This is a genomic window from Burkholderia sp. Bp9140, from assembly GCF_003853425.1.
Classification (GTDB): domain Bacteria; phylum Pseudomonadota; class Gammaproteobacteria; order Burkholderiales; family Burkholderiaceae; genus Burkholderia.
This window is the reverse complement of record NZ_QTPQ01000038.1, coordinates 38,722-63,517: the sequence shown is the minus strand read 5'-3', so window position 1 is coordinate 63,517 and position 24,796 is coordinate 38,722. Positions and strand designations below refer to the sequence as shown.

The following is a 24,796-nucleotide window of genomic DNA, read 5'->3' as shown; positions in this document are numbered from 1 at the left end:
AAGGCCGTCAGCCGCGCAGATGCTGTACCGTTTCGCCTTCGTCGCCTCGGCGTAGGCCGCTTTTTTGTCGTGACGTGCCACCGAATCGTGGCCGCAAGCATGTTGTGCGTGTCGTCGGCCGCGTGCAGCCATCCTGATCCGATCTACACGCACGTCTCGACGGAAGCGTTGAATTACCTGCCGTACAACCTTGTTCGGTTCACGATCAGCGACCGTTTCGGAAACAAGGCACGCGGTGGTGGTGATCTGGAACCCGGCGCTGGAGAGGGCAGTATCGCCTGCTGTTACGCGCTGAAAGGGACTGATTTCAAGGTTCGGTGGACGTATTACGACGCAGACGACTGGCGGCCGGGCGAGCAAGTGAAGAAGCTGCAGGCGGAGGCGGACGTATCGTTGCTGCCCACCAGAGCGCCGGATTCGATCGGATCACGCATTCTCGAAATTCACTTCTACCCTGACCACCATATCGAACTGGCATTCCCTGGGCAGATGCTTGGAAGTACGCGATTGCCGATCGTGGATGTGTCGCGCTCTCTGGCAAAACGATATGGAGAGCAGCTCGGTACGAAATTCGACGACAACGATGCCCAGTTGCATCGTCGAATTTCGCGAGCTGTCGCGGAAGCCTGGCTCAAGTACCGCTTTATCGATCGCAGCGACCTTGAGCAATACGCGTATTACGCGCTGCTGGTGAATCCCCGGTTCGATACCCACCCGGAGGTGCAGCACCTCATTCAGTCGAGCAACGGGAAGCCGGGTGCATTCGCGAAGGCGATGGCAGCCCTGCCCCCGGCGGTTGCAAAGTCGCTTGTACAGAGCCGATTCCAGGCAGTTGCTGCACCGTCGATTCCGAGAGGGCTATTGCCGCCGCCACGTGAAGAGAATGGCCATGGCCGGGACCAGTGACGGAAACGCCATTCGACTCGGTCCAGACAATGCCACGCCGCAGAGTGTTCGTCAGTGAAGGGTAAGAAGTTACCTAGATACATCGCTGACACATCGAGTCCCGGCTAATACAACTACACACTACGGCGATCAGCCGCCTCACATGGGTGGAGTCGACCAAGCGTGATCCGAAACCAGTCTGCTCGTATGCGTCATGAACTGCTGACGCGATTGCGTACTCGCCGCGCTTTCCGCTTCACCGCGTGCCTTTTGCGATCCTCGATCCATGGCAGCAGCGAAATACCGACCGCACACAGCATCAACCCACTGACCAGGGCGAACAGACCGAATCCGATTTCACGTACCCATGCCCCGCCCATAACCGCTTCGTTGCGCCGGGCAATACCCGGAAACATCGGCGAAACGCGCAGGCCGTCGTTTGCGGCCGCGCTGCAATACGTCTTCGTGAACGCGGCGAACTGTTCGCGACTGATGTTCGATGCGGCCGAACGCGAATAAACAGGCGACTCCGCAGGCTGCCACGTCGTATCGTAGTGCTGCGCCTGCCCTGCACCATAACGAAAGACAGCGCGCGCCTCCCATGTCACGTCGGATTTGCCATATCGCAGAGACAATTCACATTGCTCGACAAAGGCGGGGACATGAGGCCACGCGCGAGCGCGAACGAGGATGGCTGAATTGACGGCGCCCGCTGCGCCCGCCAGCACCAAGAACGCACCGGCAAGCAGGAGAATGGCAGATCGCAGGCAGCGCAGTGCGAATTTCACCGGAATGGCTGGATTCAGGAGTCGGTCAGTGAGGTGACCGGCTTATCGACGATGCGGGAGCTGACGGGGCCCGCGCGATCCGCGGGATGTATCCCGCCAGTATCGTGCGCCCGGCTCGCCATGCCCCCGAATCCGCGCTTACTGCCCCACCCTGAACTCGATCCGTCGATTCCTCGCCCGCCCATCCGCCGTATCATTCGGCGCGATCGGCTGATCCGGCCCGACGCCCGTCGTCGTCATCTGCTGCGGCGGGATGCTCTTCGTGATCAGATACCCCTTCACCGCATCCGCGCGCGCCTGGCTCAGTGCGATGTTCGACGTCCGGTTCCCCGAGTTATCGGTGTGGCCGATGATATCGACCGTGCGGTTCTGCATCCTCGACAACGCGGCCGCCATCTGGTCGAGAATCTGCTTGCCTTGCGGCGTGAGCGTCGCGCTGCCCGTCTCGAACTCGATCGTCCGGTTCGCGAGCGTCTGGTCGAGCACGCCTTGCTCGGACGCCGACACGCGCAGCCCGTTCTTGATCGTATACGTCGGATTCAGCGTGTTCGCCATGTCGCTCGCGAGCTGCTGGCGCTGCGCCTCGTTGTGCACCTCGCCCTTCATCTCGATCTGCGTGCCGTTGATCTTCAGCTGGCCCTTGCTGATCTGCTTGAGCTGCGCGCCGAGCAGCTTCTGCACGTTCGCGCTCCAGTTCGGCGGCGTCGCGACGTCGCCGACCTCGATCTGGTCGACCACGTTTGCCGCGCCGTAGGTGTCGCGCAGCTTCTGCAGCACGGCGGACTTGGTCGCCTCGTCGGGCACCTTGCCGCCGACCACCACCTGGCCGGGCGTCGCGTTCGCGGGCGGCGGCGCGATCGTGCCGGCCGTGCCGTGCACCACCGTGCCGGACGCCGTGGCCGGCGCGGTGCCGGGGTTGGTGTTCGCGGGCAGGGCGGCGGTCGCGACCGTGCCGTTGCCGACCGGCGTGACGGTCGCACCACCCTTGTTCTGCGCGTAGGCCGCGCCGCTGGCAATGAGGCCGGCGGCGACGAGGCCGGCAACGAAAGGCGACAAGCGTGCGCGCTGGACGTGAATCGTGCGTTGCATCCCGTCAGCCTCCGATGAACGCTTCGCGGAATGCGTCGATGGCGACGCGCAGCGAGAGTTGCGGTTGGTCGAGGTAGCTGACGAGCTTGCTGATCTGGTGATCGTTTTGCGCATGGGCGTCGATCCACTCGGGATCGTCGATGTCGATGTTGTGGGCGGCGTAGGTCTGCGGGTCGACGACGCTCAGCAGCGTCTTCGACGACGCGCCGTTGAAGCCGATGATCAGCCGTTCGCGTTCGGCGATCGTGCCGATGAAGATCGCGAGCTCGAAGTCGGCCTGCGCGACGAACGGTGCGATCAGTTCGAGCCAGAACGCGGCGACGAGGCTGCGATAGAACGGGTCCACCGGTAGCGGCAGCGTCAGGCCGCGCTCGATGTGCGACGAGCCGCTCTGCATCACGGGCCGCAACAGCGAGCCGAGGGCGAGCATCGCGCCGCGCAGCCGGACCGGATGGCCGCTTTCCAGCAGCATCTGCTGCAGGCCGAACAGCGACTGGTGTTCGATGAAGTCGTTGAAGGTGCCGTCATGCGACGTGCCGGGGCCGCCGACGTCGATCGGCACCTGCGTGTCGCCGAGCGCCTGCAGCGCGCCGGGCGGCTCCTCCTTCGCGAGCAGCGGCGGCATCTGCGCGGCGACGCGCGACCACAGCCGCGCGAACGCGAGCGGGCTGCGCGCGAGGAACGCAAGCGGCCGGTCGACCTCCAGCGCGGTCGCGCCGAGGAACGGGAAGCGGCGCATCGATACGTCGTGGCTCGCGACCATGTGGCCCGCGATCGCGAGCTTGCTGCGCGAGCCGAGGAACGCGAAATGCATCGGCTTCGCATCCTCGTAGACGATCTTCCAGCGCGGATCTTCCGCGAGGAGTTCGAGCGCCTGCGCGATCCAGCGATCGAGCGTCTGCAGCAGCTGCGGATTGTGCGGGCTCTTCACGAAGTCGCCGCGCGACGGAATCTTGCCGAAGTAGGCGATCTGTGCCTGAACGGTTTGCGTCATTGCGCCCCCTGTGCATTCGTTGCGGTGGCGGCCGTGACGGCCGGTGCGGCGGCCGGCGCGCCCGTGCCGGCCTGCGTCGCGTTCTGAGCGGCGCCCGCGCTCGCGTCGGCGACCGACGACGGCAGCTGCAGGCCGCGCAGGCTCTGCTGCTGCGGTTGATCGCCGCCGCCGCTCGTCGGCTGCGACGTGCTGATGATGCGCATCGTCACCGACACGTTCACGCTGCCCTGGACCCACGTGAGGTCGAAGGTGCCGTCCGGGCGGCGCTTGCGCTGTGCCGAGTTGATCAGCTTCTCGAGACCGTAGCGGCCCGGCTCGTTGACGAGCTGCACCGTGCGGCCGTCGAAGGTCGTCGCGGACAGCGTCGCGCCCGGCGAACCCTGCGGGTTCGGCCACACGAAGTTGGTCCACTGCGGCGGCGTGTTGCGGTAGCGCAGTTGCTGGCCGTCGATCGCGATCGTGTATTCCGTCGTGCCCGTGCTCGGCTGCGGCAGGATCTGGAACACGGTCTGCGGTTCGGACGCCGCGGCTGCACCACCTGCGGCGCCGCCTGCGAGCGGGGCGACCCAGCGCGCGAAGCCGTTCGTGAAGTCAGGCGTGAGGCCGATGCCCATGTCACCCCACGTGCGGGCCGCGAGCGTGTCGCCGCGGCGCACCGCGAGCGGGCCCAGCGTCGTGCCGACGAACTTCGCGATTGCACCGTCCGGACCGAACACCTGGGCGATTTCGCCGGCGCCGGCCTCGACCTTCGCATTCGCGGCGAACGGGTACTTCGTCGCGAGCGAGCTCTGGAACGGCTGGTAGACCTGCGCGTTCCACACCTTGTTGACTTCGGCGCTGGCCGGCTGGATCACCACCGAGAACGCCTGCATCAGCGGGCGCACCAGCAGCGGACGCAGCGACTTGCGTTGCGAATCGGTGAGGCCGGTCAGCATCTGCTCGTCGACGAACTTCAGCGAATCGGCGAGTTCCGAGCCGTTGCCGTCCAGCGTCTGCTGCATCAGCTGACGCGCGCCGGGGCCGGGGTCGCCCTGGTTCTTGATCACGTTGAAGCGCGTACGGACCTTCGACAGCGAGTCCATGTAGCCCTTGAGCATCGACGTGCCGTCGTGCGTCGCGACGATCCGCGCGAGCCCGATGAACTCCTGGCCGATCGGACCCATCGGCACCTCGGCCGGATTGCCGTTGATGTCGATGTTCGCGGCCGCCACCTGGCCGGCCTGCGAGCGCGTGAACAGTTGCTTGACCCAGTTCACGACGCCGGTCTGCGCCTTCTTGATCGTCACGTTCGCCAGCGACGGGTTGTCCCACGACGTCTGGTCGTACGCAGTCTCGAGGATCTTGCGGATCGGCGAATCCTGCGGGTCGCCGAGGCGGTTCATCCCGTCGACGGCCTGGCCGAAGCTGCTGAAGCCCTGCACCGCGATGCCCTGCATGAACTTCTGCCAGTGCTGCGCGTACTCGGTCTTGTACATCCCGACGAGCGTCTTCTGGATCTGCTCGGGGCTGCCTTCCAGCGTCAGGTCGTCCTGCGTCGACGTGTTCAGCACCCAGTCCTTTGCCTGCAGTTCCTTGGTTGCCGCGTCGCGGATCGCCGGCTGCACGTAGTCGAACCATGCTTCACGCGTGAACGTGCCCGGAATCGCGTAGCTGCCGGCAACCAGGCCCTGGCTGCCGTCGCCGACGATGCGCGCGATGGTCATCGGCGCGAAGCGGGTCGACGCGCGCGCCTTGATTTCCTCATAGACGCGCTGGCGGGCCGGCATGCCGCGCACGACGCGGCGCAGGTTCTCGCGGGTCTGGTCGACGAGCGCGAGGTTCGCGTCGATCATCGGCCAGTCGTTGTCGTTCACGCGCGACAGATAGAACGAGATCATGCGCTCGGCGCTCTTGATCATCTCGTCGCGCGGCATGTTGCCGCGATTCGTCTCGAGCCAGCCGCGCCAGAAGCGTGCGAGCTGGTCGGTCAGGTGCGCCTGTTCGACGTGACGCTTGTCGGACAGCATCAGGTAGGTCTTCAGCGCGTTGTACGCGTCCTGCACGTTGGTCGGCGACGCGTCGTTGTAGAGGCCGCCCTGCGGTGCGGACGGCTGCTGCGGCGCGGCGGCCGGCGCGGTGCCGGACGCGGCCAGTGCGGCACCGGCCTGCGGCGCGGCGCCTGCCGCGTTCGTCGAGACCGGAATCGCGCCGCCCTGCACGGCGCCCGATTCGGGCGGGCGCGTCATCGGCACGAGCTGTTCGGGGTGCGCGTTCACGTCCTTCATGAACGACGCGAGGTTCTGCGAGACCGGCGCCAGCAGGATCTGGCGTACGCCGTTGTAGTACTCGGTCAGCAGGTGCTGCTCGAGACGGTCGCCCTGGTACAGGCCGAGCGACACCGACACCGGCTTGTCACGGCGGAACTGTTCGAGCTGTTCGATCCGGTCTTCGAGGATGTCCATCGCCTGCAGGCGCGACTGCAGGTCGTTGCGGCCCTGCTGCAGGCGCGTGACGTTGTCGAGGTCGGCCTGCACGTTCGCGACGAGCTGCTGGTTGCCGATCGTCGACCAGGTCCAGCCGCCAAGCGCGAGCGCGAGCGCCGCGACGAAGCCGAAGAAGGTCGCGTAGCGCAGCCGGGTCTTGGTCGGGCTCGCGAACTGGCGTACGGTCTGGCGGTCCGCGAAGATCACCTTCGAGAACAGGTCGCGCAGGAAGAAGCCGTTCTTCGAGAACGCGCTGTGCGGTTTCGGCAGCGCGCTCGCGTCGAGCCCGAAGCGGTGCGCGATGCGCTGCGCGGCGGCGCTGTTGGTTTCGCCTTCCTGCAGTGCGCTGGTGAAGTAGAAGCCGCGGAAGATCGGCTTGTACTGGAACGGGTTGTTCTCGAACAGCGTCGCGAGGAACGCGCGCAGCGACGGCTTGATCGTCGAGAATTCGAGCGGGAAGCTCAGCTGGCCCGGCGACAGCTGGTTGCCGCGCGACAGCGACAGCTGCGCGACGCTGATCTCCTTCAGCCCTTCGTAGAGTTCCTCGAAGTGCGTGTCGAACTGTGCGACGACGTCGCGCTTGTCGTCGGGCTCGTAGGGCAGGGTGGCGCCCCACACGCGGTCGTACTCGTGCTTGTCGCTGCTGCTGAAGAATTCGGTGAAGCCGGTGATCAGGTCGGCCTTCGTGAACATCACGTAGACCGGCGCGAACACCTCGAGCTTTTCCGTCAGCTCCTGAACGCGCTGGCGGAGGTTCTTCGCGAGGTTGATCGCGAATTCGGGGCGGTTGCCGGTGAGTTCGGCGATGCTCGCGGTGACGATGATGCCGTTGATCGGCGCCTTCGGACGGTAGCGCTTCAGCAGGCCGAGGAAGCCGAGCCATTCGCTGCGGTCTTCTTCGTGCACCGAGTAGCGGCCGGCCGTGTCGAGCAGGATCCCTTCGGTCGTGAAGAACCAGTCGCAGTTGCGCGTGCCGCCGATGCCGTGGATCACGGCGCTGTTCTTGTCCGCGAACGGAAACTGCAGGCCGGAGTTCAGCACGGCGCTGCTCTTGCCCGCGGCCGGGTTGCCGATCACGATGTACCACGGCAGCTCGTACAGCGCGGAGCCGCCCGACACCTGGCCGATCTTCGACGTCTTGATCGTCTTCACCGCGTCGGACAGGCGCGTGCGCAGCACGTCGAGATCGGCGGTCTTCGTGTCCGGCGCAAGCGCGGCCGCGGCCGGCGCGGCGATCTTGCCGGTTTCCGCCTGCTCTTCCAGCACCTGGCCGAGCTGCTGGTTCGCGCGCTTCACGCGCCAGCGGCGCCACAACGCGACGCCGAGCCACAGCACGAGGATCGCCGCGAAGGCGACCGCCGCCCACAGGAGCGGCAGCTGCAGCATGTCGGCGACGATGAAGAGAATCGCCGCTAGCGCGACGATCCCGACAATCGAGAGCGTACGCGGATGAGTCAGCACGTTGAGGATGCGTTGCATAGGACGTTCAGGTTCCGGTGCGATTCAGTGAGGCGACGCAGGCGCGCCGAGCGGCAAGGGTGGCGCTGCGATGTGTCGCCATGCTGTCAAACAGGATGAAGGGGGCTGGCATCAATGCGCCCGCGGCATCGGAGAAGGCGCGCGCAATAATGAAAGGACGCTGTGAGAATTAAAACGGAAGCGGCGGCCTGAAAAAATCGCGCAACGGAATGCCCGATCGATTGCGCCGCCCAAATCGTTTCCTGCCGGGTGATTAAAAAGCCCCATGCCGCCCTCATTATTTCTTGTCCGGCAGCCCTGACTAGCTGCCGCGTCCCAGTTTAAAACCGGGTTTATGGTATTCCACGTGCCCGAGGTCCATCATTTTCCATCGGCCTCCCCAGGTCAGGCCGACCTGCTCGGCGACCTGTCCGTACAACTGGTAGCCGCGCATCGCCCAGGGATCTTTCTCGGAAATGACCAGCTTGCCGTCGCGCAGGAACGCGTTGTCGGCCGCCAACCCGAACTGGTGATAACTCTGGAAGGCCGCCGCATTGGTCACGTTGGTGCCCATCTGCGCGAGCCGGTTCTGCCGTTCCGGGCTCCGATAACCTTCCAGCAGCGCCATCTCGTAACCATATTGTTCGTGCATGATCTTGTAGACCAGCAGCAAACGCGTACGGAAATCGGGATCCAGCAGGTTCCAGTCGCGGCTCGCATCCTTCAGCGCCGGCCGCACCTGTTCGACTTCCTTCGTGGCAAAGACTTCCGGCGGCAACGGCGGCGGCGGCACGAGTTGTTCGCCCTGCAGCAGCGCGGCGATCTTCTCGTCGGGCACGCGCGCCGTGTCGTCATACTGAAACAATTGCCGACCGCGTAACGCAATGGCCACCAATGGCGGCGTCGCAAGAATACCTGCCGACACCATAATCATCAAGCGTCGCCGGATCAGTAAATTTTGCACATCGCTTAATGCGCCGCGCGTAGCGGTTGCCGATTTAACAATTTGACTTCGCGTGCGTGCGGCGCGATCGTTCGCACGGCGCGTCAGGCGGCCGTGAAACTGGGCGATGGATTCGAAAACGGTCGCCCGGATACCCGGTAAAAGCAACAGTGCCGCAACCGCGACGGCAAGGGCGAAATAGGCGACGAGTGCGACGGCAATCAATGAAATCCCCGGAAATTGGAATTGATTGTGTTTTGCAATGCTTGCTCTTAGAATCAGGCTGCTTTGAGAGGCCGGGCTATATTATCGCGGTGAATTAAACCAGGATTCAATGAGACGCTGAATGAGTGCGCCGGAAAATTCAAATTCGAAAACCCCGCCCAGCCTGCTGTCCGATACCAAACCGGCAGGCGAGGGTGGACCTCAGCAGTCGCGCATTCTCGCGAATCTGGAAGGACGTGTCACGCCGCCAGCCGAAGCGCCGCGCCGTTCGCTGAAGGGCCCGATCGCGGCCGTCGTCGCGCTCGTGGTCGCCGTCGGCGGCTGGGGCGCCTGGCGCTGGCAGCAGCAATCGGGCGAGCAGGCCGTCGTGGCCGCCGTGCCCACGCAGGCACCCGCGCAGGCCGAGGCAGCCAGCGGCGCCGCCGTGCAGGTCGCGCAGAATGCAGCATCGGCGGCGCCCGCCGCGCAACCGGCGACGATCGTCAATGACGATGCAGCGTCCCAGACCGTTGCGTCCGCATCGTCCGCGTCGGACGCGGACAGCAGCCGCTTGTCGCGTGCGCTCGCGAGCGGTGCCGACGATGCGTCGGGCGCAGCCACGGCAGGCGCCGTCGCCACGACGGCCGCCGCGGCGGCGGCGGCGAAAACCGCGAAGGCCGATGCCGCGAAGGGCGACAAGGTCGCCGCACGCAGCAAGGCCGAAGCGAAGGCGGAGGCCCGCAAGCATCACAAGGAACAGCAGGCGGAGCTCGCGCAGGCGAAGAAGCGTCGCGAAGCGACGACCCGCACCGCGAGCGCGAAGGCGTCCGGGAAGGACGACCCGGATGCGGACCTGCTCGCCGCGCTCGTCGCGCGCACGAAACCGGCCGACAAGAAGGCCGCCGCGCAGAAGGGGCAGGTCGTGCCGACCAAGACGGCCGCCACGACGGGCGGTTCGCTCGCCTCGCGCGTGAAGGATTGCTCGGAACGCGGCTTCTTCGAGGATCAGCTGTGCCGCTGGCGCGTCTGCGACGGCCACTGGGGCAAGGATCCGGCATGCCCGACCGCCGCGCAGTCGGAGACGCGGCAGTAAGCTGCGGCTTCGAGCCGACCCGCTGATCGCACCTGCGCCGCCCAACGGGCGGCGCGTTGCTTTTCGGGCGCATGACGCGCGGACGGTCATATGTGACAGTGTCACGAAAGCGTCACATGCGTCGGGCATACGTTTCCCTTCATTTCCCGGCGTGACGCCGCGAGGCGCGATGCGCGGCGCGGCGCGCGCCGCACGACCTTCGACACGATGGACCTGATCGTACAGACTTACGGCGCCGACACGTCCGGCATGGTGTGCGGATTCCGCTTCGTCCCGGGCGGATCGGGCGCGATGCTCGATGCCGACGCGGCCGCCGCATGGCTGCGCGCGTGCCGCGAGCGCGATGCGGCCGCATCGGACGATTTCGTCTGGCTGCACTTCAATCTCGCGCACGGCGCGAGCGAGCGCTGGATGCGCACGCACCTCGGATTGCCCGACAGCTTCTTCGAATTCCTGCACGAAGGGTCGCGCTCGACGCGCATCGAACAGGAGGACGGCGCGTTGCGCGCGATCGTCAACGACGTGATGTTCAACCTCGAACTGACGCCGTCGGAAATCGCGACGCTGTTCGTCCACGTCGAACGGCGCATCATGGTCACCGCGCGGCTCAAGCCGCTGCGCTCGGTCGACACGCTGCGCGCGTGCGTGCGCGACGGCGAGCAGTTCCGGTCGCCGGCCGAACTGCTCGTGCACCTGCTGCGCGACCAGGCCGACCTGCTGATCCAGATCATGCGGCGCACGAGCGTCGACGTCGATCGCATCGAAGATCGCTTCCTGTCGCAACGGCTCACGTCGAGTCGCATCGAGCTCGGCGCGATGCGCCGCACGCTGACGCGGCTGCAGCGCATGCTGGCGCCCGAGCCCGGGTCGATCTTCCGGCTGCTCGCGAAACCCCCCGCGTGGCTGCATTCCGAAGACGTGCAGGAGCTGCGCGAGTCGACCGAAGAGTTCTCGCTGGTGCTGGCCGACCTGTCGGGGCTCAACGAGCGGATCAAGCTGCTGCAGGAAGAGATCGGCTCGCGGCTCGACGAGCAGAACAACCGGACGCTGTTCACGCTGACGCTCGTGACCGTGATCGCGCTGCCGATCAACATCGTCGCGGGCTTCTTCGGGATGAACGTCGGCGGCGTGCCGTTCTCCGAGAACAAGCACGGCTTCTGGCTGATGGTGCTGCTGGTCGCGGGCTTCACCGCGCTTGCCGCGTGGTGGGCGTTTCGCCGGCGCGACGATCGCTAGCCAGGCATCGGCAGGTGCTGCGCGAACGGCAGCAAAAAAAAACAGGCCCCGCATGCGAGGCCTGCCGAAGGACGTGAAGGTTTGAGCGCCGGCCGGCGCCGCGTGCCGCGCGACACCGGCCGGACCACGTTACTGAGCCACGGTCTTGCGCGGCTTGAACATGCCCTGGTAGCGCAGCGACGGACGTTCCTTCACTGTCGGCGCGATGCCGCCGAAGCTCGGCGTCTGGCGCAGCTTCATCGCGGCCGGCGAAGCGACCGAGCCGATCGACGTCGAACGCGAAGCCGGCGCGAGGTTGTTCGCGACGAGCAGCGCGGCCTCGCTCTTCAGGTTCGCGAGCAGCACCGGATCGGTCGAGCTGTTGACCTGCGTGAGCAGGCCGCTCCACGCGGCGTCGCTGTAGTTCACGACGTAGTAGTCGAGACCGCTCGGATCCGCGACCACGCCCGTGCAGCCGTCGATCCGCGTCTGCGTCTGCGTATCCTTCAGCGCGAGCGTCGTGTGTTTCGCGAGACCCTGGCCATACGCGAGCGTGATCGGTACCGTCCACTGCAGGCCCGGATACGCGTTCTTGTTCGGGAACGGCTGCTGCTTCAGCGTGATGACCGTCTGGTTCTTCGTCATGTCGCACTGCGTGTCGAGCGAGATCAGCGGCACGCCCGTCTGTCGCACGTAGCTGTCGCCGATCGGGCCGACCGGCTGGCCGCTCGCCTTCGACAGCGCATCCCACAGGCGCTTCGGCGTGCCGTTGCCGAACGAGTAGTCGATCAGGTACTGCTGCAGGCCGTTGCGTAGCGTCTGCTCGCCGAGATAGTTCTCGAGCGTCTTCAGCACGTGGCCACCCTTGTCGTACGTGAACGCGCTCGCGCTCAGCACGAAGTCGTTCGACGCCCAGTCGTTGAAGTTCGGCGCGACCGGGAACGCGTTCGGGCCGATATCGCGGTTGATCACGCGGTACTTGTTCTTCACCTGGTCGAGCCAGCTGAACTCGTCGGGGAAGAACTGGATCGTCGTCTTCGTCTCGAAGAACGTCGCGAACGACTCGTTGAGCCAGACGTTGTCCCACCAGTCGTTCGTGACGAGGTCGCCGAACCACTGATGCGCGACTTCGTGCGTCAGCACCTCGTTACCGTAGCGCGACATCGGCTGGCCCGGCTGCGGCAGGATGTCGTCGGCGAACTCGAGGATCGACCCCCAGTTCTCCATCCCGCCGAAGTTCAGGTCCTTCTGCTCCTTGAACGCATCGTTCGCGGCGACCGTGTCGAACTTCGTGAGCGGCAGCGGGATGCCCGTGTAGCGGTAGTAGTAGTCGAGCGCCTGCTTGGTGCGGTCCATCGCCGGCTTCGCCCAGTCGCTCATGCCCGGCGGCGTGAACACGCGCAGGTGCAGGCCGCCCTTGCCGCCCGGCAGCGGGCTCGAGAAATCGTCCTCGTAGGTGTCGAACAGGCCGCCGCCGAAGAACAGCAGGTACGACGGCATCGGCGGGGTCTTCTCGAACTGCACGAGCTTGTAGCCGCCGCCGACATTCGTCGACGGCTTCTCGGCCGCGTTCGACACGACGCGCCAGTTCTGCGGCACTTCGGCCGTCACTTCATAGGTCGGCCGGAACGCCGGCTCGTCCCAGCCCGGGAACCACTGGCGCGACAGGTTGGTTTCGCCCTGCGTGAGAATCGCCCCGCTCGTCGTGCCGTCGGTGCTCTTCAGGTCGACACGGAACACGCCTTCCGCGGCCGAGCAGCCCGGATACGGATCGTCGCCGCAACTGCCGCCGGTCTGCGTGGCCGGATCGTCGTACGACTTGAAGTTGATGATGCCCGACCACTCCATGTGCAGCGAATAGTTGCCCGGTGAAATCGTGCCGGCCACGGGGCGCAGCTGGTAGAAGTCGCCCTTGTCCTGCGGCGTCGCGATCAGCTGGATGTTGCCCGGCTGCAGCGTGATGCGGCCGTTCGTGAACTTGATCCGGTGGCCGGCGATCACGATGTTGTTGACCGGCTTCAGCACCTTGATTTCGACATCGGCGCGCCCGTCGAACGCGTTCAGCGCGTCGTTCGGGCGGAACCACAGCCGGTAGTTGACCGGTACCACGGTGTCCGGCAGCTCGACAGGCGGCACGCTCTTGTCGACGTTGGACGCGGCCGGCGGCGTGTTGCCGGCGGGCGACGAGCTCGAATGCGGCGCGCCGGCGGAGCTGAGTGCGGAAGCCGAGCCCACGCCGCCGTCGTCGCCGCCGCACCCGGCGAGTGCGAGCGCGGCAACCAGCGGCAGATAACGCATCTTGTGAATGTTGATCGACATGACTGAAACCTCGATTGTTGAAAGAATCGTTCAGTGCTGCGAAAGCGCCGGCAAAAGCAATCCCTCGCCGTTAATCAACAGCGGTGAGAAATGCCAATGGCGGATTATTCGAAAAGACGGCCGATCGACTACGTGAAGGTAATCATGGTTTACTGCCCCCTCTGTGTTTCCGGATGTCGGTTAACTTGCCGGTTCAAAATGGCCGGGCGCGTGTTGTACTGAATTGATTTCGCGCGCCCGACACGGGGCCGCCCGCCCTGCGCGGGCGTGCATTCCCTTTGAACCGACGACCCACGGGGCTGGCCGTACCAGGCCGCAGGACGGAAGGACGGCGTGTCGCCGTTCCGTAAAATCGCCGTCATGCGGCATCAAGGTTTGTCGGCCTGCTCGAAGGATGCGTAAATATACTTGATGGTTTTGGGTAAAGGAAACGAAAAAAGTTAGAAGGTGAATCTATTGATTTTTTTTGCGTGCCATTGAATGCCGTAAGGCATTAATTCACTTTCAGTTTAGTTGTCTGTTTCCGTAGTTTTAATCTATTAACGATCTCGGCGGTTCGCGAAAACTACGAACCAGGGCGTCGCGGAGCGCGCTCGGTACAATGCATCGACGACCCGTTGACCGATTGCCGCAAGGAGGCCAGCCCATGCCACGAGCCCTGTTCCGTATCGCGCCGCTGCGCGCCGTGCTGCTGCTGTTCGCCGCCGCCTTCGTGCTCGGCGGCTGCGCGGGCCTGACGCGCGAGCCCGTGAGCGTGTCCGTCGCCGGGCTCGACCCGCTGGCCGGGCAGGGCCTCGAGATGCGCTTCAGCCTGAAGCTGCGCGTGCAGAACCCCAACGACACGCCGGTCGAATACGACGGCATTTCGGTCGCCCTCGACCTGAACGGCACGCCGTTCGCGAGCGGCGTCAGCGATCGCTCGGGCGTCGTGCCGCGCTTCGGCGAGGCCGTGATCGACGTGCCCGTCTCGGTATCGGCGTTCGCTGCCGCGCGGCAGGCGTGGAACCTGCCCGGCGCGGCCGCGAACGGCGAGTTGCCGTACGCGCTGCGCGGCCGGCTCGCGGGTGGCGTGCTCGGCACCGTGCACTTCCGCGATGCGGGCACGCTGCGTCTGCCGGCAACGCCGGGATGGGGCGGATAGTCGATGGCCGCGCGATGCCGGATGCGATGGCGGGGGACGCGGCGCAATCGCGGTGTCGTCTGACGATCCCTGACGATTGAATTGCGCACGCCTTACGTTTGTCGCCGCGATCGCGTTTAGACTGCTCCAGTCCGGAGGGCCGGACAACTTTTCCGAGAGGGGCACCATGGCAGCGAAATTCGTCATCAAGAAAGCGAACGACGGGCAGTTCCTGTTCCACCTGAAGGCAGGCAACGGCGAGATCATCCTGCGCAGCGAGCTGTACAAGACCAAGGCGTCGGCGGAAAACGGCGTCGCGTCGGTGCGCAAGAACGCGCCGGACGACGCGCGCTATGAGCGCAAGACCGCGAGCAATGGCCAGTTCATGTTCAACCTGAAGGCCGGCAACCACGAGATCATCGGCACGAGCGAGCTGTACAAGGCTGAAGCGGGCCGCGAGAACGGCATTGCGTCGGTGAAGCAGAACGCGCCCGGCGCGGCGCTCGACGACGAGAGCTGAAACCGCGCGAGCATCGCGCGGGCGGCGGCACCGGCGGCTGCCCGCGCTTTGCTGCGCAGGCAAAGCGCGGTATGGTGTCGTCCGCGCGGCGTATTCCGCCGCCTGTCCGATGCCAACCGTAGCCGAGCTCGCGTGACCGATTTCCCCGTTTTCCACTGGACCGACGCCGACGGCGCGGAACATGCCGTGCGCTGGCGCTCCGAAGCCGGCGTGCAGCCGCCCAGACGCGCGGTGTCTGCCGACGACCGCCTGACCGCCGATGCGGCGTATCGCCTCGCGTGCGAGGGCACCGCGCTCGTCTGGCAGGGTGACTTCCAGAATGCGCGCCAGCTCGTGCAGGCGATGGCGCGCCGCGTCGAGCGCAAGCCGAAGAAGGCGAAGGCGGCGGCCGGCGTCGATGCATTCAACCTGCACCGGCTCGCGCAGTCGCAGCGCGCGCGCACGCTCGGGATGCTGCTGATCCCGCTCGATGCCGACTACACGATCCCGCTGCGCCGCGCGCCCGACGTGCGGGCCGCATGCGAGGAGGCGTACGGGCCGGGCGGCGCGCCGTCGGTCGTGTCGCTGCGCGAACTGCTCGGCCTCGTTGGCGCGCACGAATGGCGCAAGAAGGGCGTGCCGATTCCGGCGCTCGGCGGCGCGCCGATCCATCCGCATTACGGCGTGTTCTCGCCGGTGCGCGGCGAATACGTCGAACTCGTCGCGCGCGCGCCGCTGCCGGCGACGTCGCTTGCGTTCGACATCGGCACCGGCACCGGCGTGCTCGCGGCCGTCCTGGCATCGCGCGGGGTCGAGCGTGTCGTCGCGACCGACCAGGATCCGCGCGCGCTTGCGTGCGCACGCGAGAACGTCGCGCGGCTTGGCCATGCCGATCGCGTCGACGTCGTCGAAGCCGACCTGTTTCCGGCTGGCCGCGCGCCGCTCGTCGTCTGCAATCCGCCGTGGGTGCCGGCCCGTCCGAGCGCGCCGATCGAATACGCGGTCTACGATCCCGACAGCCGCATGCTGCGCGGCTTCCTCGCCGGCCTCGCCGACCATCTCGAAGCGGGCGGCGAAGGCTGGCTGATCCTGTCCGATTTCGCCGAGCATCTCGGCCTGCGGCCGCGCGACACGCTGCTGAAATGGATCGAGGAAGCCGGTCTCGTCGTGCTCGGCCGCGAAGACATCCGCCCCGCCCATCCGAAGTCGGCCGACGCGGACGACCCGCTGCACGCGGCGCGGCGCGCCGAGGTCACGTCGCTCTGGCGGCTCGGCGCGCGGGCCTGATCGCGCATTTTCGGTAAACTGTCGCCATTCCTCACGAATTCCCGCCGCCGGGGCTTGGTCGACCGACCGTGGCCCGGCGCCGCATCACGATGTCGAACAAGACCTACGAAATCCGTCCGGAGCAGTCCGTCGAGCTGCTGAAGGAACTGCACATCCTGACCCGCGACGGCAAGCTGAACCAGGACAGCCGCCGCAAGCTGAAGCAGGTCTATCACCTGTTCCAGTTCATCGAGCCGCTGCTTGCGAGCGTGCAGGCCGACAAGGGCTGCGTGACGCTCGTCGATCACGGCGCCGGCAAGTCGTATCTCGGCTTCATCCTGTACGACCTGTTCTTCAAGCAGCAACCGGGGCACGGCACGCCGGCGTTCGCGTCGCACGTGTACGGGATCGAGACGCGCGAGGAGCTCGTCACGCGTTCCGCCGAACTCGCCGCGCGACTCGGGTTCGGCGGGATGTCGTTCCTGAACCTGTCGGTCGCCGACTCGATCACGTCGCCGAAGCTGCCCGAAACGGTCGACGTCGTCACCGCGCTGCACGCATGCGATACGGCGACCGACGACGCGATCCGCTTCGCGCTCGCGAAGCGCGCGCAGCACATCGTGCTGGTGCCGTGCTGCCAGGCGGAGGTCGCGGGCGTGCTGCGCAGGAACAAGGGCAAGTCGCTCGCGAATGCGCTGACGGAAGTGTGGCGGCATCCGCTGCATACGCGCGAATTCGGCAGCCAGATAACCAACGTGCTGCGCTGCCTGCAACTCGAGGCGCACGGCTACCAGGTCAGCGTGACCGAGCTGGTCGGCTGGGAGCATTCGATGAAGAACGAGCTGATCATCGCGCAGTACAAGAACCTGCCGCGCCGCAAGCCCGGCGAGCGGCTGAACGAGATCCTCGGCATGTTCGGGCTCGCCGAACTGAACGAGCGCTTTTTCGTGCCGCCGCCTGCGGCGGCAGCCGGCGCGGCCGGCGTGCCTGAGGCCGACTGAGGCCGACTGACGCGCGGCTCGTCTGCCGCGCGGTAGCCGGCCGTCGCGCGACGCGTCAGACGTCGTCGCCCGGCTGGCGCATCCATTCACGCCAGCCGTCGTGGCCGAGGCGGCGCAGCGTTTCCTGGTTTTTTTCGTAGATCGCGGACGCGTCCGGAAACGCGTCGACCGCGCGCGCGATGCTGCTCTCGCGCAGCAGGTGCAGGATCGGATACGGCGCGCGGTTCGTGTAATTCTCGATGTCGTCGGCCTCGCTGCCTTCGAACCGGTAGTCGGGATGGAAGCTCGCGATCTGCAGCACGCCGTCGAGGCGCAGCTGCTGCACGAGCCGGTCGGCGAAGAACAGCGCATCGTTGTAGTCGACGAAATCCGCGAAGGCGCGCGGATAGATCACGAGCGTCGTGTCGACCTGCTGCGGGTCCGCCGCCTCGAGCGCGCGCAGCTCGGTTTCGAGGTCGGCGAGTGCGTCCTCGAGCGTCGCCGCTTCGCTGATCGCATAGCGCACTTGTTCCTTCACGTAGACGCTCTTCGCGAACGGGCACAGATTGAGCCCGATCACCGCGCGCGCGAGCCAGTGCCGCGTGGCGGCGAGGATGTGGTCGTGCGAGTCGGGGCGGGTATCGGTCATGGCGAAGGCAATCGGGCGAAGCGGCAGCGAGGGCCGCATTGTAGCCGGAGCGGATGTGGGCGGTTCGGGCGTGCGTCGCCCGTCACGCACAGGCGGCTTCGATCAGCTGCGTGACCAGCGCGGGCGCGGCGCTGATCGGCGTTTCGCCGTGCCGGTAGGTCTGGCTGGCCGCGTAGATGCCTTCGATCACGAGCGCGAGCGCATCGGCGAGCGCTTTCGGCTGCCGTGCGCCGGCGCCTTCGCACAACGCGACGAGCCGCTTCATCAGCTGTTCCTTGTTCTGCGCGACGCGCTCGCGCGCCGGGTGCGACGTATCCGGGAATTCGGCCGCGACGTTGACGAACGGGCAGCCGCGATAGTCCTTCTGCGTCGCGCGCTCCGCGAGATCGACGAAATACTGGATCAACTGCGCCTTCGGCTGGCCCGGATGCTTCGCGACACTCGAATCGAAACGCTCGAAGAAGCACGCATCCATCCGTTCCAGATACGCGAGGATCAGCTCATCCTTCGACGAAAACTGGCGGTACAGGCTCATCTTGTTGACGCCCGCGAGTTCCACGACCGCCTCGACACCGACCGCGCGCACCCCTTCCTTGTAAAACAGTTCCTCGGCGGCGCGCAGCAGGTGTTCCTGCGCGGCGGCCGCGGCGATCGGCCGCCGCGTGCGGCGTGCTGGCGGCTTGTTGGCGGCCTCGATGCCCGACATGATGACCCTCGACTGTGTGATGGATTGCTTGACATGTTACCGACTGGTAACTACGATCGCAACACACTTGTGACCGACCGGTAACAATGCCGGTCGGATCGACAGACAAATGCCACGTGTCGGCCCGGGTCAGCCGACGCAGCGTGCGGCGGAGGTGGCCTGGTGGTGAGGCGGGGCGGGCGCGCGGGCGCCGGGCCGCCAACTGGAGAACGAGAACATGAACTGGGCAGTGACACGAATCGGCGGGCGTTTCCACTACGGATGGCTCGCGGCGGCGGTGGTTTTCCTGATCCTGCTGGCGGCGGCCGGCACACGCGCGACGCCGAGCGTGCTGATGGTGCCGCTCGAGCGCGAACTCGGCTGGAGCCGCGCGGCGATTTCGCTGGCGATTTCGGTGAACATCGCGCTGTACGGCCTGACGGGCCCGTTCGCGGCCGCGGCGATGCAGCGCTTCGGGCTGCGGCCGACGATCCTGACCGCGCTGGTGACGATGAGCGCGGGCGTCGCGCTGTCGTCGATGATGACGCAGAGCTGGCAGATGGTGGTGATCTGGGGGCTGATGGTCGGCTGCTCGACCGGCGTCGTCGCCTTGACGCTGTCCGCGACCTTCGTCACGCGCTGGTTCCATGCGCGGCGCGGCCTCGTGATGGGCATCCTGACCGCGAGCACGGCCACCGGCCAGCTCGTGTTCCTGCCGATGCTCGCGGCGATCGCGCAGCGCCACGGCTGGCGGCCGGTCGTGCTGGTCGTCGCGGTGGCGGCCGCGATCGTGATTCCGTTGGTCGCCTTCCTGCTGCCCGAGCGGCCGGCCGACGTGAAGCTGCGCCCGTACGGCGAGCCGGCCGATGCGCCGGCCGCGCCCGGCGCGACGAAGGAGAACCCGCTCGCGGTCGCGTTCCGCACGCTGCTGATGGCGAGCCGCTCGCGCGACTTCTGGCTGCTGTTCTTCAGCTTCTTCATCTGCGGCGCGAGCACCAACGGCTATGTCGGCACGCATCTGATCGCGATGTGCAGCGACTACGGGATGACCGAAGTGCAGGGCGCCTCGCTGCTGGCCGCGATGGGCGTGTTCGACCTGTTCGGCACGACGCTGTCGGGCTGGCTGTCCGACCGCTACGACAACCGCGTGCTGCTGTTCTGGTACTACGGGCTGCGCGGGCTGTCGCTGATCTACCTGCCGCATGCGTTCGGCATCGATTTCTTCGGGCTGCCGCTGTTCGCGATGTTCTACGGGCTCGACTGGATCGCGACCGTGCCGCCGACCGTGCGGCTCGCCACTGACGTATTCGGCAAGGCCGCGGCACCGGTCGTGTTCGGCTGGATCGTCGCCGGCCACCAGCTCGGCGCGGCATTCGCGGCGCTCGGCGCGGGGTTGCTGCGTGCGAGCCTCGGCACCTATACGATCGCATCGATGATCTCGGGCGGACTCTGCATCGTCGGTGCGCTGATCGTGCTGCGGATCAACCGCGGCCCGTCCCGCGCGGCCGCGCAGGCAGCCTGAGCGTGACAATCCGGCCGGCCCGTGCGCGGGGGCGGCCGGTCCATGCGGGATCGGTGATTTGCATTGCGCGGGATGATCGGGCGCGTGGCGGCTCAAGCGGTTATGCTTGCGGTTGGCCGGGCGTTCGCGCCCCTTCATCGATGTCAGCGAGGAACCGCATGTCCGTCAAACCTGCTCCCACCACTGTTTCGATTCACGACCTGATCGCGGGCCGCTGGAGCCCACGCGCGTATTCGGACGAGCCGATCGGCGCCGCCGATCTGCACGCGGTGCTCGAAGCCGCGCGCTGGGCGCCGTCCGCGTATAACGCGCAGCCGTGGCGCTTCATCGTGTTCGATCGCACGCAGGACGAACCCGCGTTCAAGCGCGCATTCGCGACGCTGGTGCCGTTCAACCAGGGCTGGAACGCACCGGCGCCGGTGCTCGTCGCCGTCACCGCGCACACGCTCACGCCGAAGGGCGAGCCGGCGCCGACCGCGTTGTACGACGCGGGCGCGGCCGCGATGTCGCTGGTGCTGCAGGCGCACGCGCTGGGCCTTGCCGCGCACCAGATGAGCGGCTTCGACGCGAAGGCGTTCCGCGACGCATTCGAGATTCCGGCCGACGTCGCGATTCCGGCGATCATCTCGCTTGGCCACTACGGCAACGTCGACAAGCTCGATCCCGTGCTGCGCGAGCGCGAAAAGGCGCCGCGCACGCGCCATGCGATCGGCGAGGTCGTCTATGCGGGCGCCTGGAAGAAGAGCTTCGACGCCGCGGCCTGATTCCCCCGAGCGGGCGGCGGGGATGCGCTTCGCACCCCGTCCGCACCTGCCGCCGGCGCGCCGCCGTTGCGCCCGATCACCGTCCCGGGCCGGTTGCGCGGTACCGGTGGCCGGCCCCGGTTGTGATCCGACGGGCTTCATGTTAAAAAGCCCGTCCTTTCCGTTTTCGCGCCGGCCATGCTGCGGCACCTTCCCATGACTTACTGCGCGATCGATTTCGGCACGTCCAATTCCGCCGTGGCGCTGCCCGGCGGCGACGGCATGCGCCTCGCGCCCGTCGAGGGCGACCACCTGACGCTGCCCACCGCGATCTTCTTCAATAACGACGAGGAGACGGTCGAATTCGGCCGCGCGGCGCTTGCGTCCTATATCGACGGTTTCGACGGCCGGCTGATGCGCTCGATGAAGAGCATCCTCGGCTCGCCGCTCGCGGAAACCACGACCGATCTCGGCGACGGCAGCGCGATGGCGTACACGGAGATCATCGCGCGCTTCCTGACGCACCTGAAGTGCAAGGCCGAAGCGCGCGCCGGCGCGCCGATCGCCCGCGCGGTGCTCGGCCGGCCGGTGTTCTTCGTCGACGACGATCCGCGTGCCGACCGCCTCGCACAGGACCAGCTCGAAGCGGCCGCGCAGTCGGTCGGTTTCACCGACGTCCATTTCCAGTACGAACCGATCGCGGCCGCGTTCGACTACGAGTCGCGCCAGCAGGCCGAACGGCTCGTGCTGGTCGCCGATATCGGCGGCGGTACGTCGGACTTCTCGCTGGTGCGCGTCGGGCCGGAGCGGATGGCGCGCCTCGAGCGCAAGGACGACGTGCTCGCGCACCACGGCGTGCATGTCGCCGGCACCGATTACGACCGCCGCGTCGAACTGGCGGCGATCCTGCCGGCGTTCGGCTATCGCTCGCTCGATCCCGAGGGCCGTGAGCTGCCGAACCGGATCTACTTCGACCTGGCGACCTGGCACCTGATCAACACGGTCTACACGCCGAAGCGGCTGGGCGAGCTCAAGCTGATGAAGCACCTGTACCAGGACGTGCGGCAGTACGACCGGCTCACGCGCGTGGTCGAGCAGCGGCTCGGACATGCGCTGATGGCACGTGCGGAAGAGGCGAAGATCGGCGTTGCGGCGGGCGGGGAGACGATGATCGACCTGAACGACGTGGAAGAGGATCTGCAGATCGCGTTCGACGCCGAGCGCCTCGTCGATGCGAGCGTCGACGACACCGCGCGCATCGTCGACGCCGCGCGCGAAACGGTGCGGCTGGCGGGCGTCGCGCCGCGCGACGTCGGCGCGCTGTATTTCACCGGCGGCTCGACCGGGCTCGCGTTCCTGTCGGGTGCGCTCGCCGGCGCATTCCCGGACGCGCAGCCGGTGTTCGGCGATCGCCTCGCGAGCGTCGCGACGGGGCTCGGCATTCACGCGCAGCGGCTGTTCGGCTGAACGAAGGTTATCCGGACGGGCGGCGGCGCATGGCTGCCGCGCCGACAAACAAAAAGCCCCGCCGAAGCGGGGCTTTTTTACACGAAATATCGCGCCGAACTTAGACCGGACGGATGTTCGCAGCTTGCAGACCCTTCGGGCCCGTCTTCACTTCGAATTCAACCTTCTGGTTTTCTTGCAGCGTCTTGAAACCTTCGACGCGGATTTCCGAGAAGTGCGCGAACAGATCGTCGCCGCCGCCTTCCGGGGTGATGAAGCCGAAGCCCTTTGCGTCATTGAACCACTTGACGGTACCGGTTGCCATGTTACTTGTTCCTAAAAAGATAAAACGGGGCCGAGGCCCATGGGTGCGGAAAATCAAGGAAGGGGGTAATAGGACCAACCGGAGTACCGTTGATGGGCGAACTACGAAAGAACCAATTCACTCGCCGCTTGAAATCCTGCAACGTCGTTTATACGGCTAATCGCTCGCGCGGTCAACCGGATTTCCATGCACTCAGGGTTATTGCGGGGTTCATGTTTACAAACCTTGCAAATGGCGCGAATTTTTTGCAGGGGCTGAACGATTTTGGCGCCAACTTGCAGGTGCAACCCGTTAAACTACGCGCCGCTGGACGGGTTGCTCCGATCGGGTGATCCGTCCCCCCAAAATGGCGTGCGCGGTGCTGTCCGAGCCGATCCCGGACCGCAGGCCGACCCGCTTTTTGAGACACAGGAGAGGATGTGAAGAGTTCTATTCAACGGAACATCGGCCCGTTTGCACTGATGCTGACGGGGCTGGGTTCGATTATCGGCTCGGGCTGGCTGTTCGGCGCCTGGAAGGCCGCGAAGATCGCCGGTCCGGCGGCGATCTGCGCATGGATCATCGGTGCGGTCGTCATTCTCGCGATTGCGCTGACGTATGCCGAGCTGGGCGCGATGTTCCCCGAGTCGGGCGGCATGGTGCGCTACGCACGTTACTCGCACGGTTCGCTGGTGGGCTTCATCAGCGCGTGGGCGAACTGGATCGCGATCGTATCGGTGATCCCGATCGAGGCGGAAGCGTCGATCCAGTACATGAGCACGTGGCCGTATCCGTGGGCGCACGCGCTGTTCGTCAACGGCGAGCTGACGACACCGGGCCTGCTGCTGTCGGCCGTGCTGGTCGTCATCTACTTCCTGCTGAACTACTGGGGCGTCAAGGCCTTCGCGCGGGCGAACACCGCGATCACGATCTTCAAGTTCCTGATTCCCGGTCTCACGATCCTCGGCCTGATGCTGACGAGCTTTCACTCGGAGAACCTCGGCACCGCATCGAATGCGAGCTTTGCGCCGTACGGCTGGTCGGCCGTGCTGACCGCGGTCGCGACGAGCGGCATCGTGTTCGCGTTCAACGGCTTCCAGAGTCCGGTGAACCTGGCCGGTGAAGCGCGCGATCCGTCGCGCAGCGTGCCGTTCGCGGTGATCACGTCGATCCTGCTCGCGCTCGTGATCTACGTGCTGCTGCAGATGGCGTACATCGGCTCGGTGAATCCGGCCGACGTCGCGAAGGGCTGGGCGCACTTCAACTTCTCGTCGCCGTTCGCGGAACTCGCGATCGCGCTGAACCTGAACTGGCTGGCGATCCTGCTGTACGTTGACGCATTCATCAGCCCGAGCGGCACCGGTACGACCTACATGGCGACGACCACCCGCATGATCTACGCGATGGAGCGCAACAACACGATGCCGAAGATGTTCGGCAACGTGCACCCGATCTACGGCGTGCCGCGCCAGGCGATGTGGTTCAACCTGCTCGTGTCGTTCATCTTCCTGTTCTTCTTCCGCGGCTGGAGCTCGCTCGCGGCGGTGATCTCGGTCGCGACGGTGATCTCGTACCTGACCGGCCCGATCAGCCTGATGGCGCTGCGCCGCGCGGCGACCGACATCGAGCGTCCGCTGTCGATCCCGCTGATGAAGCTCATCGCACCGTTCGCGTTCGTCTGCGCGTCGCTGATCCTGTACTGGGCGAAGTGGCCGCTGACCGGCGAAATCATCCTGCTGATGATCGTCGCGCTGCCGGTGTACTTCTTCTTCCAGGCCAAGGCCGGCTGGACCGGCTGGAGCGCCGACCTGAAGGCCGCATGGTGGCTGGTTGCGTACCTGCCGACGATGGCCGTGCTGTCGCTCATCGGCAGCAAGGAGTTCGGCGGTCACGGCGTGCTGCCGTACGGCTGGGACATGCTGATCGTCGCGGCAATCTCGCTGGTGTTCTACTTCTGGGGCGTGAACACGGGCTACCGGACCACGTATCTCGACGAGCGCGAGTCGCACGAAGAGATCCTCGAACGGGTCGGTGCCTGACGCCTGACCTGCCACCGGAATCGGCGGTGGCGGAAAGCACGAGAAGCCCGCCCGAGCGATGCTCGGGCGGGCTTCTTGTTTGTGGTCGCCGGT

At 66.2% G+C, this 24,796-nt stretch carries 21 protein-coding genes; 12 read left to right on the top strand and 9 right to left on the bottom strand.

Going from position 1 to position 24,796, the window contains the following annotated elements:
- Positions 1–99 precede the first annotated feature (99 nt).
- Positions 100–906: a DUF3304 domain-containing protein gene (locus DIE21_RS27975; protein ID WP_124606554.1), complete on the top strand. Its 807-nt coding sequence runs from the start codon at positions 100–102 to the stop codon at positions 904–906.
- A gap of 191 nt (positions 907–1,097) precedes the next feature.
- Here DIE21_RS27975 and DIE21_RS27970 read toward each other — a convergent pair whose 3' ends face one another.
- The 5 genes from DIE21_RS27970 to DIE21_RS27950 form a co-directional block, all read right to left on the bottom strand.
- Positions 1,098–1,673, bottom strand: coding sequence for a DUF3592 domain-containing protein (locus tag DIE21_RS27970; protein WP_124500717.1), 576 nt, complete (start codon positions 1,671–1,673; stop codon positions 1,098–1,100).
- A 138-nt stretch (positions 1,674–1,811) separates the two neighbouring features.
- Positions 1,812–2,762: an OmpA family protein gene (locus tag DIE21_RS27965; protein ID WP_124500716.1), complete on the bottom strand. Its 951-nt coding sequence runs from the start codon at positions 2,760–2,762 to the stop codon at positions 1,812–1,814.
- 4 nt (positions 2,763–2,766) lie between these two features.
- A complete protein-coding gene (tagF, locus tag DIE21_RS27960) occupies positions 2,767–3,756 on the bottom strand; it encodes a type VI secretion system-associated protein TagF (RefSeq protein ID WP_124500715.1) in 990 nt (329 codons plus the stop codon).
- Positions 3,753–7,697: a type VI secretion system membrane subunit TssM gene (gene tssM, locus DIE21_RS27955; RefSeq protein ID WP_124500714.1), complete on the bottom strand. Its 3,945-nt coding sequence runs from the start codon at positions 7,695–7,697 to the stop codon at positions 3,753–3,755. Before tssM ends, tagF begins: the two co-directional genes overlap by 4 nt.
- Before the next feature lie 301 nt (positions 7,698–7,998).
- Complete coding sequence (locus DIE21_RS27950; protein WP_124500713.1) at positions 7,999–8,844, bottom strand: M15 family metallopeptidase; 846 nt, start codon at positions 8,842–8,844, stop codon at positions 7,999–8,001.
- Positions 8,845–8,965: 121 nt separating this feature from the next.
- On the opposite strand from DIE21_RS27950, the gene DIE21_RS27945 reads away from it, so the two are divergent.
- Positions 8,966–9,916 (top strand): phage tail protein, encoded by a 951-nt coding sequence (locus tag DIE21_RS27945; RefSeq protein WP_124500712.1) that lies wholly within the window; start codon positions 8,966–8,968, stop codon positions 9,914–9,916.
- A 207-nt stretch (positions 9,917–10,123) separates the two neighbouring features.
- Complete coding sequence (locus DIE21_RS27940) at positions 10,124–11,152, top strand: transporter (protein ID WP_124500711.1); 1,029 nt, start codon at positions 10,124–10,126, stop codon at positions 11,150–11,152.
- Positions 11,153–11,281: 129 nt separating this feature from the next.
- Here DIE21_RS27940 and DIE21_RS27935 read toward each other — a convergent pair whose 3' ends face one another.
- The gene (locus DIE21_RS27935; RefSeq protein ID WP_124500710.1) at positions 11,282–13,450 is read right to left on the bottom strand and encodes a M1 family metallopeptidase; all 2,169 of its coding nucleotides are present in this window, start codon (positions 13,448–13,450) and stop codon (positions 11,282–11,284) included.
- 646 nt (positions 13,451–14,096) lie between these two features.
- Here DIE21_RS27935 and DIE21_RS27925 point away from each other — a divergent pair.
- The 4 genes from DIE21_RS27925 to DIE21_RS27910 all read left to right on the top strand — a co-directional run bounded on the left by DIE21_RS27925 (position 14,097) and on the right by DIE21_RS27910 (position 17,336).
- On the top strand, positions 14,097–14,591 hold the full coding sequence (locus DIE21_RS27925; protein WP_124500708.1) for an LEA type 2 family protein: 495 nt from the start codon (positions 14,097–14,099) through the stop codon (positions 14,589–14,591).
- Positions 14,592–14,757: 166 nt separating this feature from the next.
- Positions 14,758–15,090: a YegP family protein gene (locus tag DIE21_RS27920; RefSeq protein WP_124500707.1), complete on the top strand. Its 333-nt coding sequence runs from the start codon at positions 14,758–14,760 to the stop codon at positions 15,088–15,090.
- A gap of 132 nt (positions 15,091–15,222) precedes the next feature.
- Positions 15,223–16,356 (top strand): class I SAM-dependent methyltransferase, encoded by a 1,134-nt coding sequence (locus tag DIE21_RS27915; RefSeq protein WP_148092763.1) that lies wholly within the window; start codon positions 15,223–15,225, stop codon positions 16,354–16,356.
- A gap of 89 nt (positions 16,357–16,445) precedes the next feature.
- Positions 16,446–17,336, top strand: coding sequence for an SAM-dependent methyltransferase (locus tag DIE21_RS27910; RefSeq protein ID WP_124500706.1), 891 nt, complete (start codon positions 16,446–16,448; stop codon positions 17,334–17,336).
- Positions 17,337–17,391: 55 nt separating this feature from the next.
- On the opposite strand, the gene DIE21_RS27905 is transcribed toward DIE21_RS27910, so the two are convergent.
- Both DIE21_RS27905 and DIE21_RS27900 read right to left on the bottom strand, forming a co-directional pair.
- Positions 17,392–17,964, bottom strand: a complete 573-nt coding sequence (locus tag DIE21_RS27905) for a DUF1415 domain-containing protein (RefSeq protein ID WP_124500705.1) — start codon at positions 17,962–17,964, stop codon at positions 17,392–17,394.
- 82 nt (positions 17,965–18,046) lie between these two features.
- Positions 18,047–18,670 carry a TetR/AcrR family transcriptional regulator gene (locus tag DIE21_RS27900; protein WP_124500704.1) on the bottom strand — a complete coding sequence of 208 codons (624 nt, stop codon included), beginning with the start codon at positions 18,668–18,670 and terminating at the stop codon, positions 18,047–18,049.
- Between the two features lie 217 nt (positions 18,671–18,887).
- Here DIE21_RS27900 and DIE21_RS27895 point away from each other — a divergent pair, with 217 nt between their 5' ends.
- The 3 genes from DIE21_RS27895 (at position 18,888) to DIE21_RS27885 (ending at position 22,381) form a co-directional block, all read left to right on the top strand.
- A complete protein-coding gene (locus DIE21_RS27895; protein ID WP_124500703.1) occupies positions 18,888–20,171 on the top strand; it encodes an MFS transporter in 1,284 nt (427 codons plus the stop codon).
- A gap of 158 nt (positions 20,172–20,329) precedes the next feature.
- The gene (locus tag DIE21_RS27890) at positions 20,330–20,935 is read left to right on the top strand and encodes a nitroreductase family protein (protein WP_124500702.1); all 606 of its coding nucleotides are present in this window, start codon (positions 20,330–20,332) and stop codon (positions 20,933–20,935) included.
- A 195-nt stretch (positions 20,936–21,130) separates the two neighbouring features.
- Entirely contained in the window at positions 21,131–22,381 is a 1,251-nt protein-coding gene (locus DIE21_RS27885; RefSeq protein WP_124500701.1) for an Hsp70 family protein, read from the top strand.
- A 100-nt stretch (positions 22,382–22,481) separates the two neighbouring features.
- Here the strand turns inward: DIE21_RS27885 and DIE21_RS27880 are convergent, their stop codons facing one another.
- Positions 22,482–22,685, bottom strand: a complete 204-nt coding sequence (locus tag DIE21_RS27880; RefSeq protein ID WP_006477070.1) for a cold-shock protein — start codon at positions 22,683–22,685, stop codon at positions 22,482–22,484.
- A 92-nt stretch (positions 22,686–22,777) separates the two neighbouring features.
- Here DIE21_RS27880 and DIE21_RS37360 point away from each other — a divergent pair, with 92 nt between their 5' ends.
- The gene (locus DIE21_RS37360) at positions 22,778–23,017 is read left to right on the top strand and encodes a hypothetical protein (protein WP_185642848.1); all 240 of its coding nucleotides are present in this window, start codon (positions 22,778–22,780) and stop codon (positions 23,015–23,017) included.
- Between the two features lie 87 nt (positions 23,018–23,104).
- On the top strand, positions 23,105–24,703 hold the full coding sequence (locus DIE21_RS27875) for an APC family permease (protein WP_124500700.1): 1,599 nt from the start codon (positions 23,105–23,107) through the stop codon (positions 24,701–24,703).
- Positions 24,704–24,796: the final 93 nt, after the last annotated feature.

Coding starts and splice junctions, on each gene's coding strand:
- DIE21_RS27900 (WP_124500704.1), bottom strand. CDS start 18,670: ATGTCGGGCATCGAGGCCGCCAACAAGCCGCCAGCACGCCGCACGCGG.
- tagF (WP_124500715.1), bottom strand. CDS start 3,756: ATGACGCAAACCGTTCAGGCACAGATCGCCTACTTCGGCAAGATTCCG.
- tssM (WP_124500714.1), bottom strand. CDS start 7,697: ATGCAACGCATCCTCAACGTGCTGACTCATCCGCGTACGCTCTCGATT.
- DIE21_RS37360 (WP_185642848.1), top strand. CDS start 22,778: ATGGGCGAACTACGAAAGAACCAATTCACTCGCCGCTTGAAATCCTGC.
- DIE21_RS27975 (WP_124606554.1), top strand. CDS start 100: ATGTTGTGCGTGTCGTCGGCCGCGTGCAGCCATCCTGATCCGATCTAC.
- DIE21_RS27925 (WP_124500708.1), top strand. CDS start 14,097: ATGCCACGAGCCCTGTTCCGTATCGCGCCGCTGCGCGCCGTGCTGCTG.
- DIE21_RS27885 (WP_124500701.1), top strand. CDS start 21,131: ATGACTTACTGCGCGATCGATTTCGGCACGTCCAATTCCGCCGTGGCG.
- DIE21_RS27905 (WP_124500705.1), bottom strand. CDS start 17,964: ATGACCGATACCCGCCCCGACTCGCACGACCACATCCTCGCCGCCACG.
- DIE21_RS27935 (WP_124500710.1), bottom strand. CDS start 13,450: ATGTCGATCAACATTCACAAGATGCGTTATCTGCCGCTGGTTGCCGCG.
- DIE21_RS27920 (WP_124500707.1), top strand. CDS start 14,758: ATGGCAGCGAAATTCGTCATCAAGAAAGCGAACGACGGGCAGTTCCTG.
- DIE21_RS27880 (WP_006477070.1), bottom strand. CDS start 22,685: ATGGCAACCGGTACCGTCAAGTGGTTCAATGACGCAAAGGGCTTCGGC.
- DIE21_RS27965 (WP_124500716.1), bottom strand. CDS start 2,762: ATGCAACGCACGATTCACGTCCAGCGCGCACGCTTGTCGCCTTTCGTT.
- DIE21_RS27940 (WP_124500711.1), top strand. CDS start 10,124: ATGGACCTGATCGTACAGACTTACGGCGCCGACACGTCCGGCATGGTG.
- DIE21_RS27945 (WP_124500712.1), top strand. CDS start 8,966: ATGAGTGCGCCGGAAAATTCAAATTCGAAAACCCCGCCCAGCCTGCTG.
- DIE21_RS27895 (WP_124500703.1), top strand. CDS start 18,888: ATGAACTGGGCAGTGACACGAATCGGCGGGCGTTTCCACTACGGATGG.
- DIE21_RS27910 (WP_124500706.1), top strand. CDS start 16,446: ATGTCGAACAAGACCTACGAAATCCGTCCGGAGCAGTCCGTCGAGCTG.
- DIE21_RS27890 (WP_124500702.1), top strand. CDS start 20,330: ATGTCCGTCAAACCTGCTCCCACCACTGTTTCGATTCACGACCTGATC.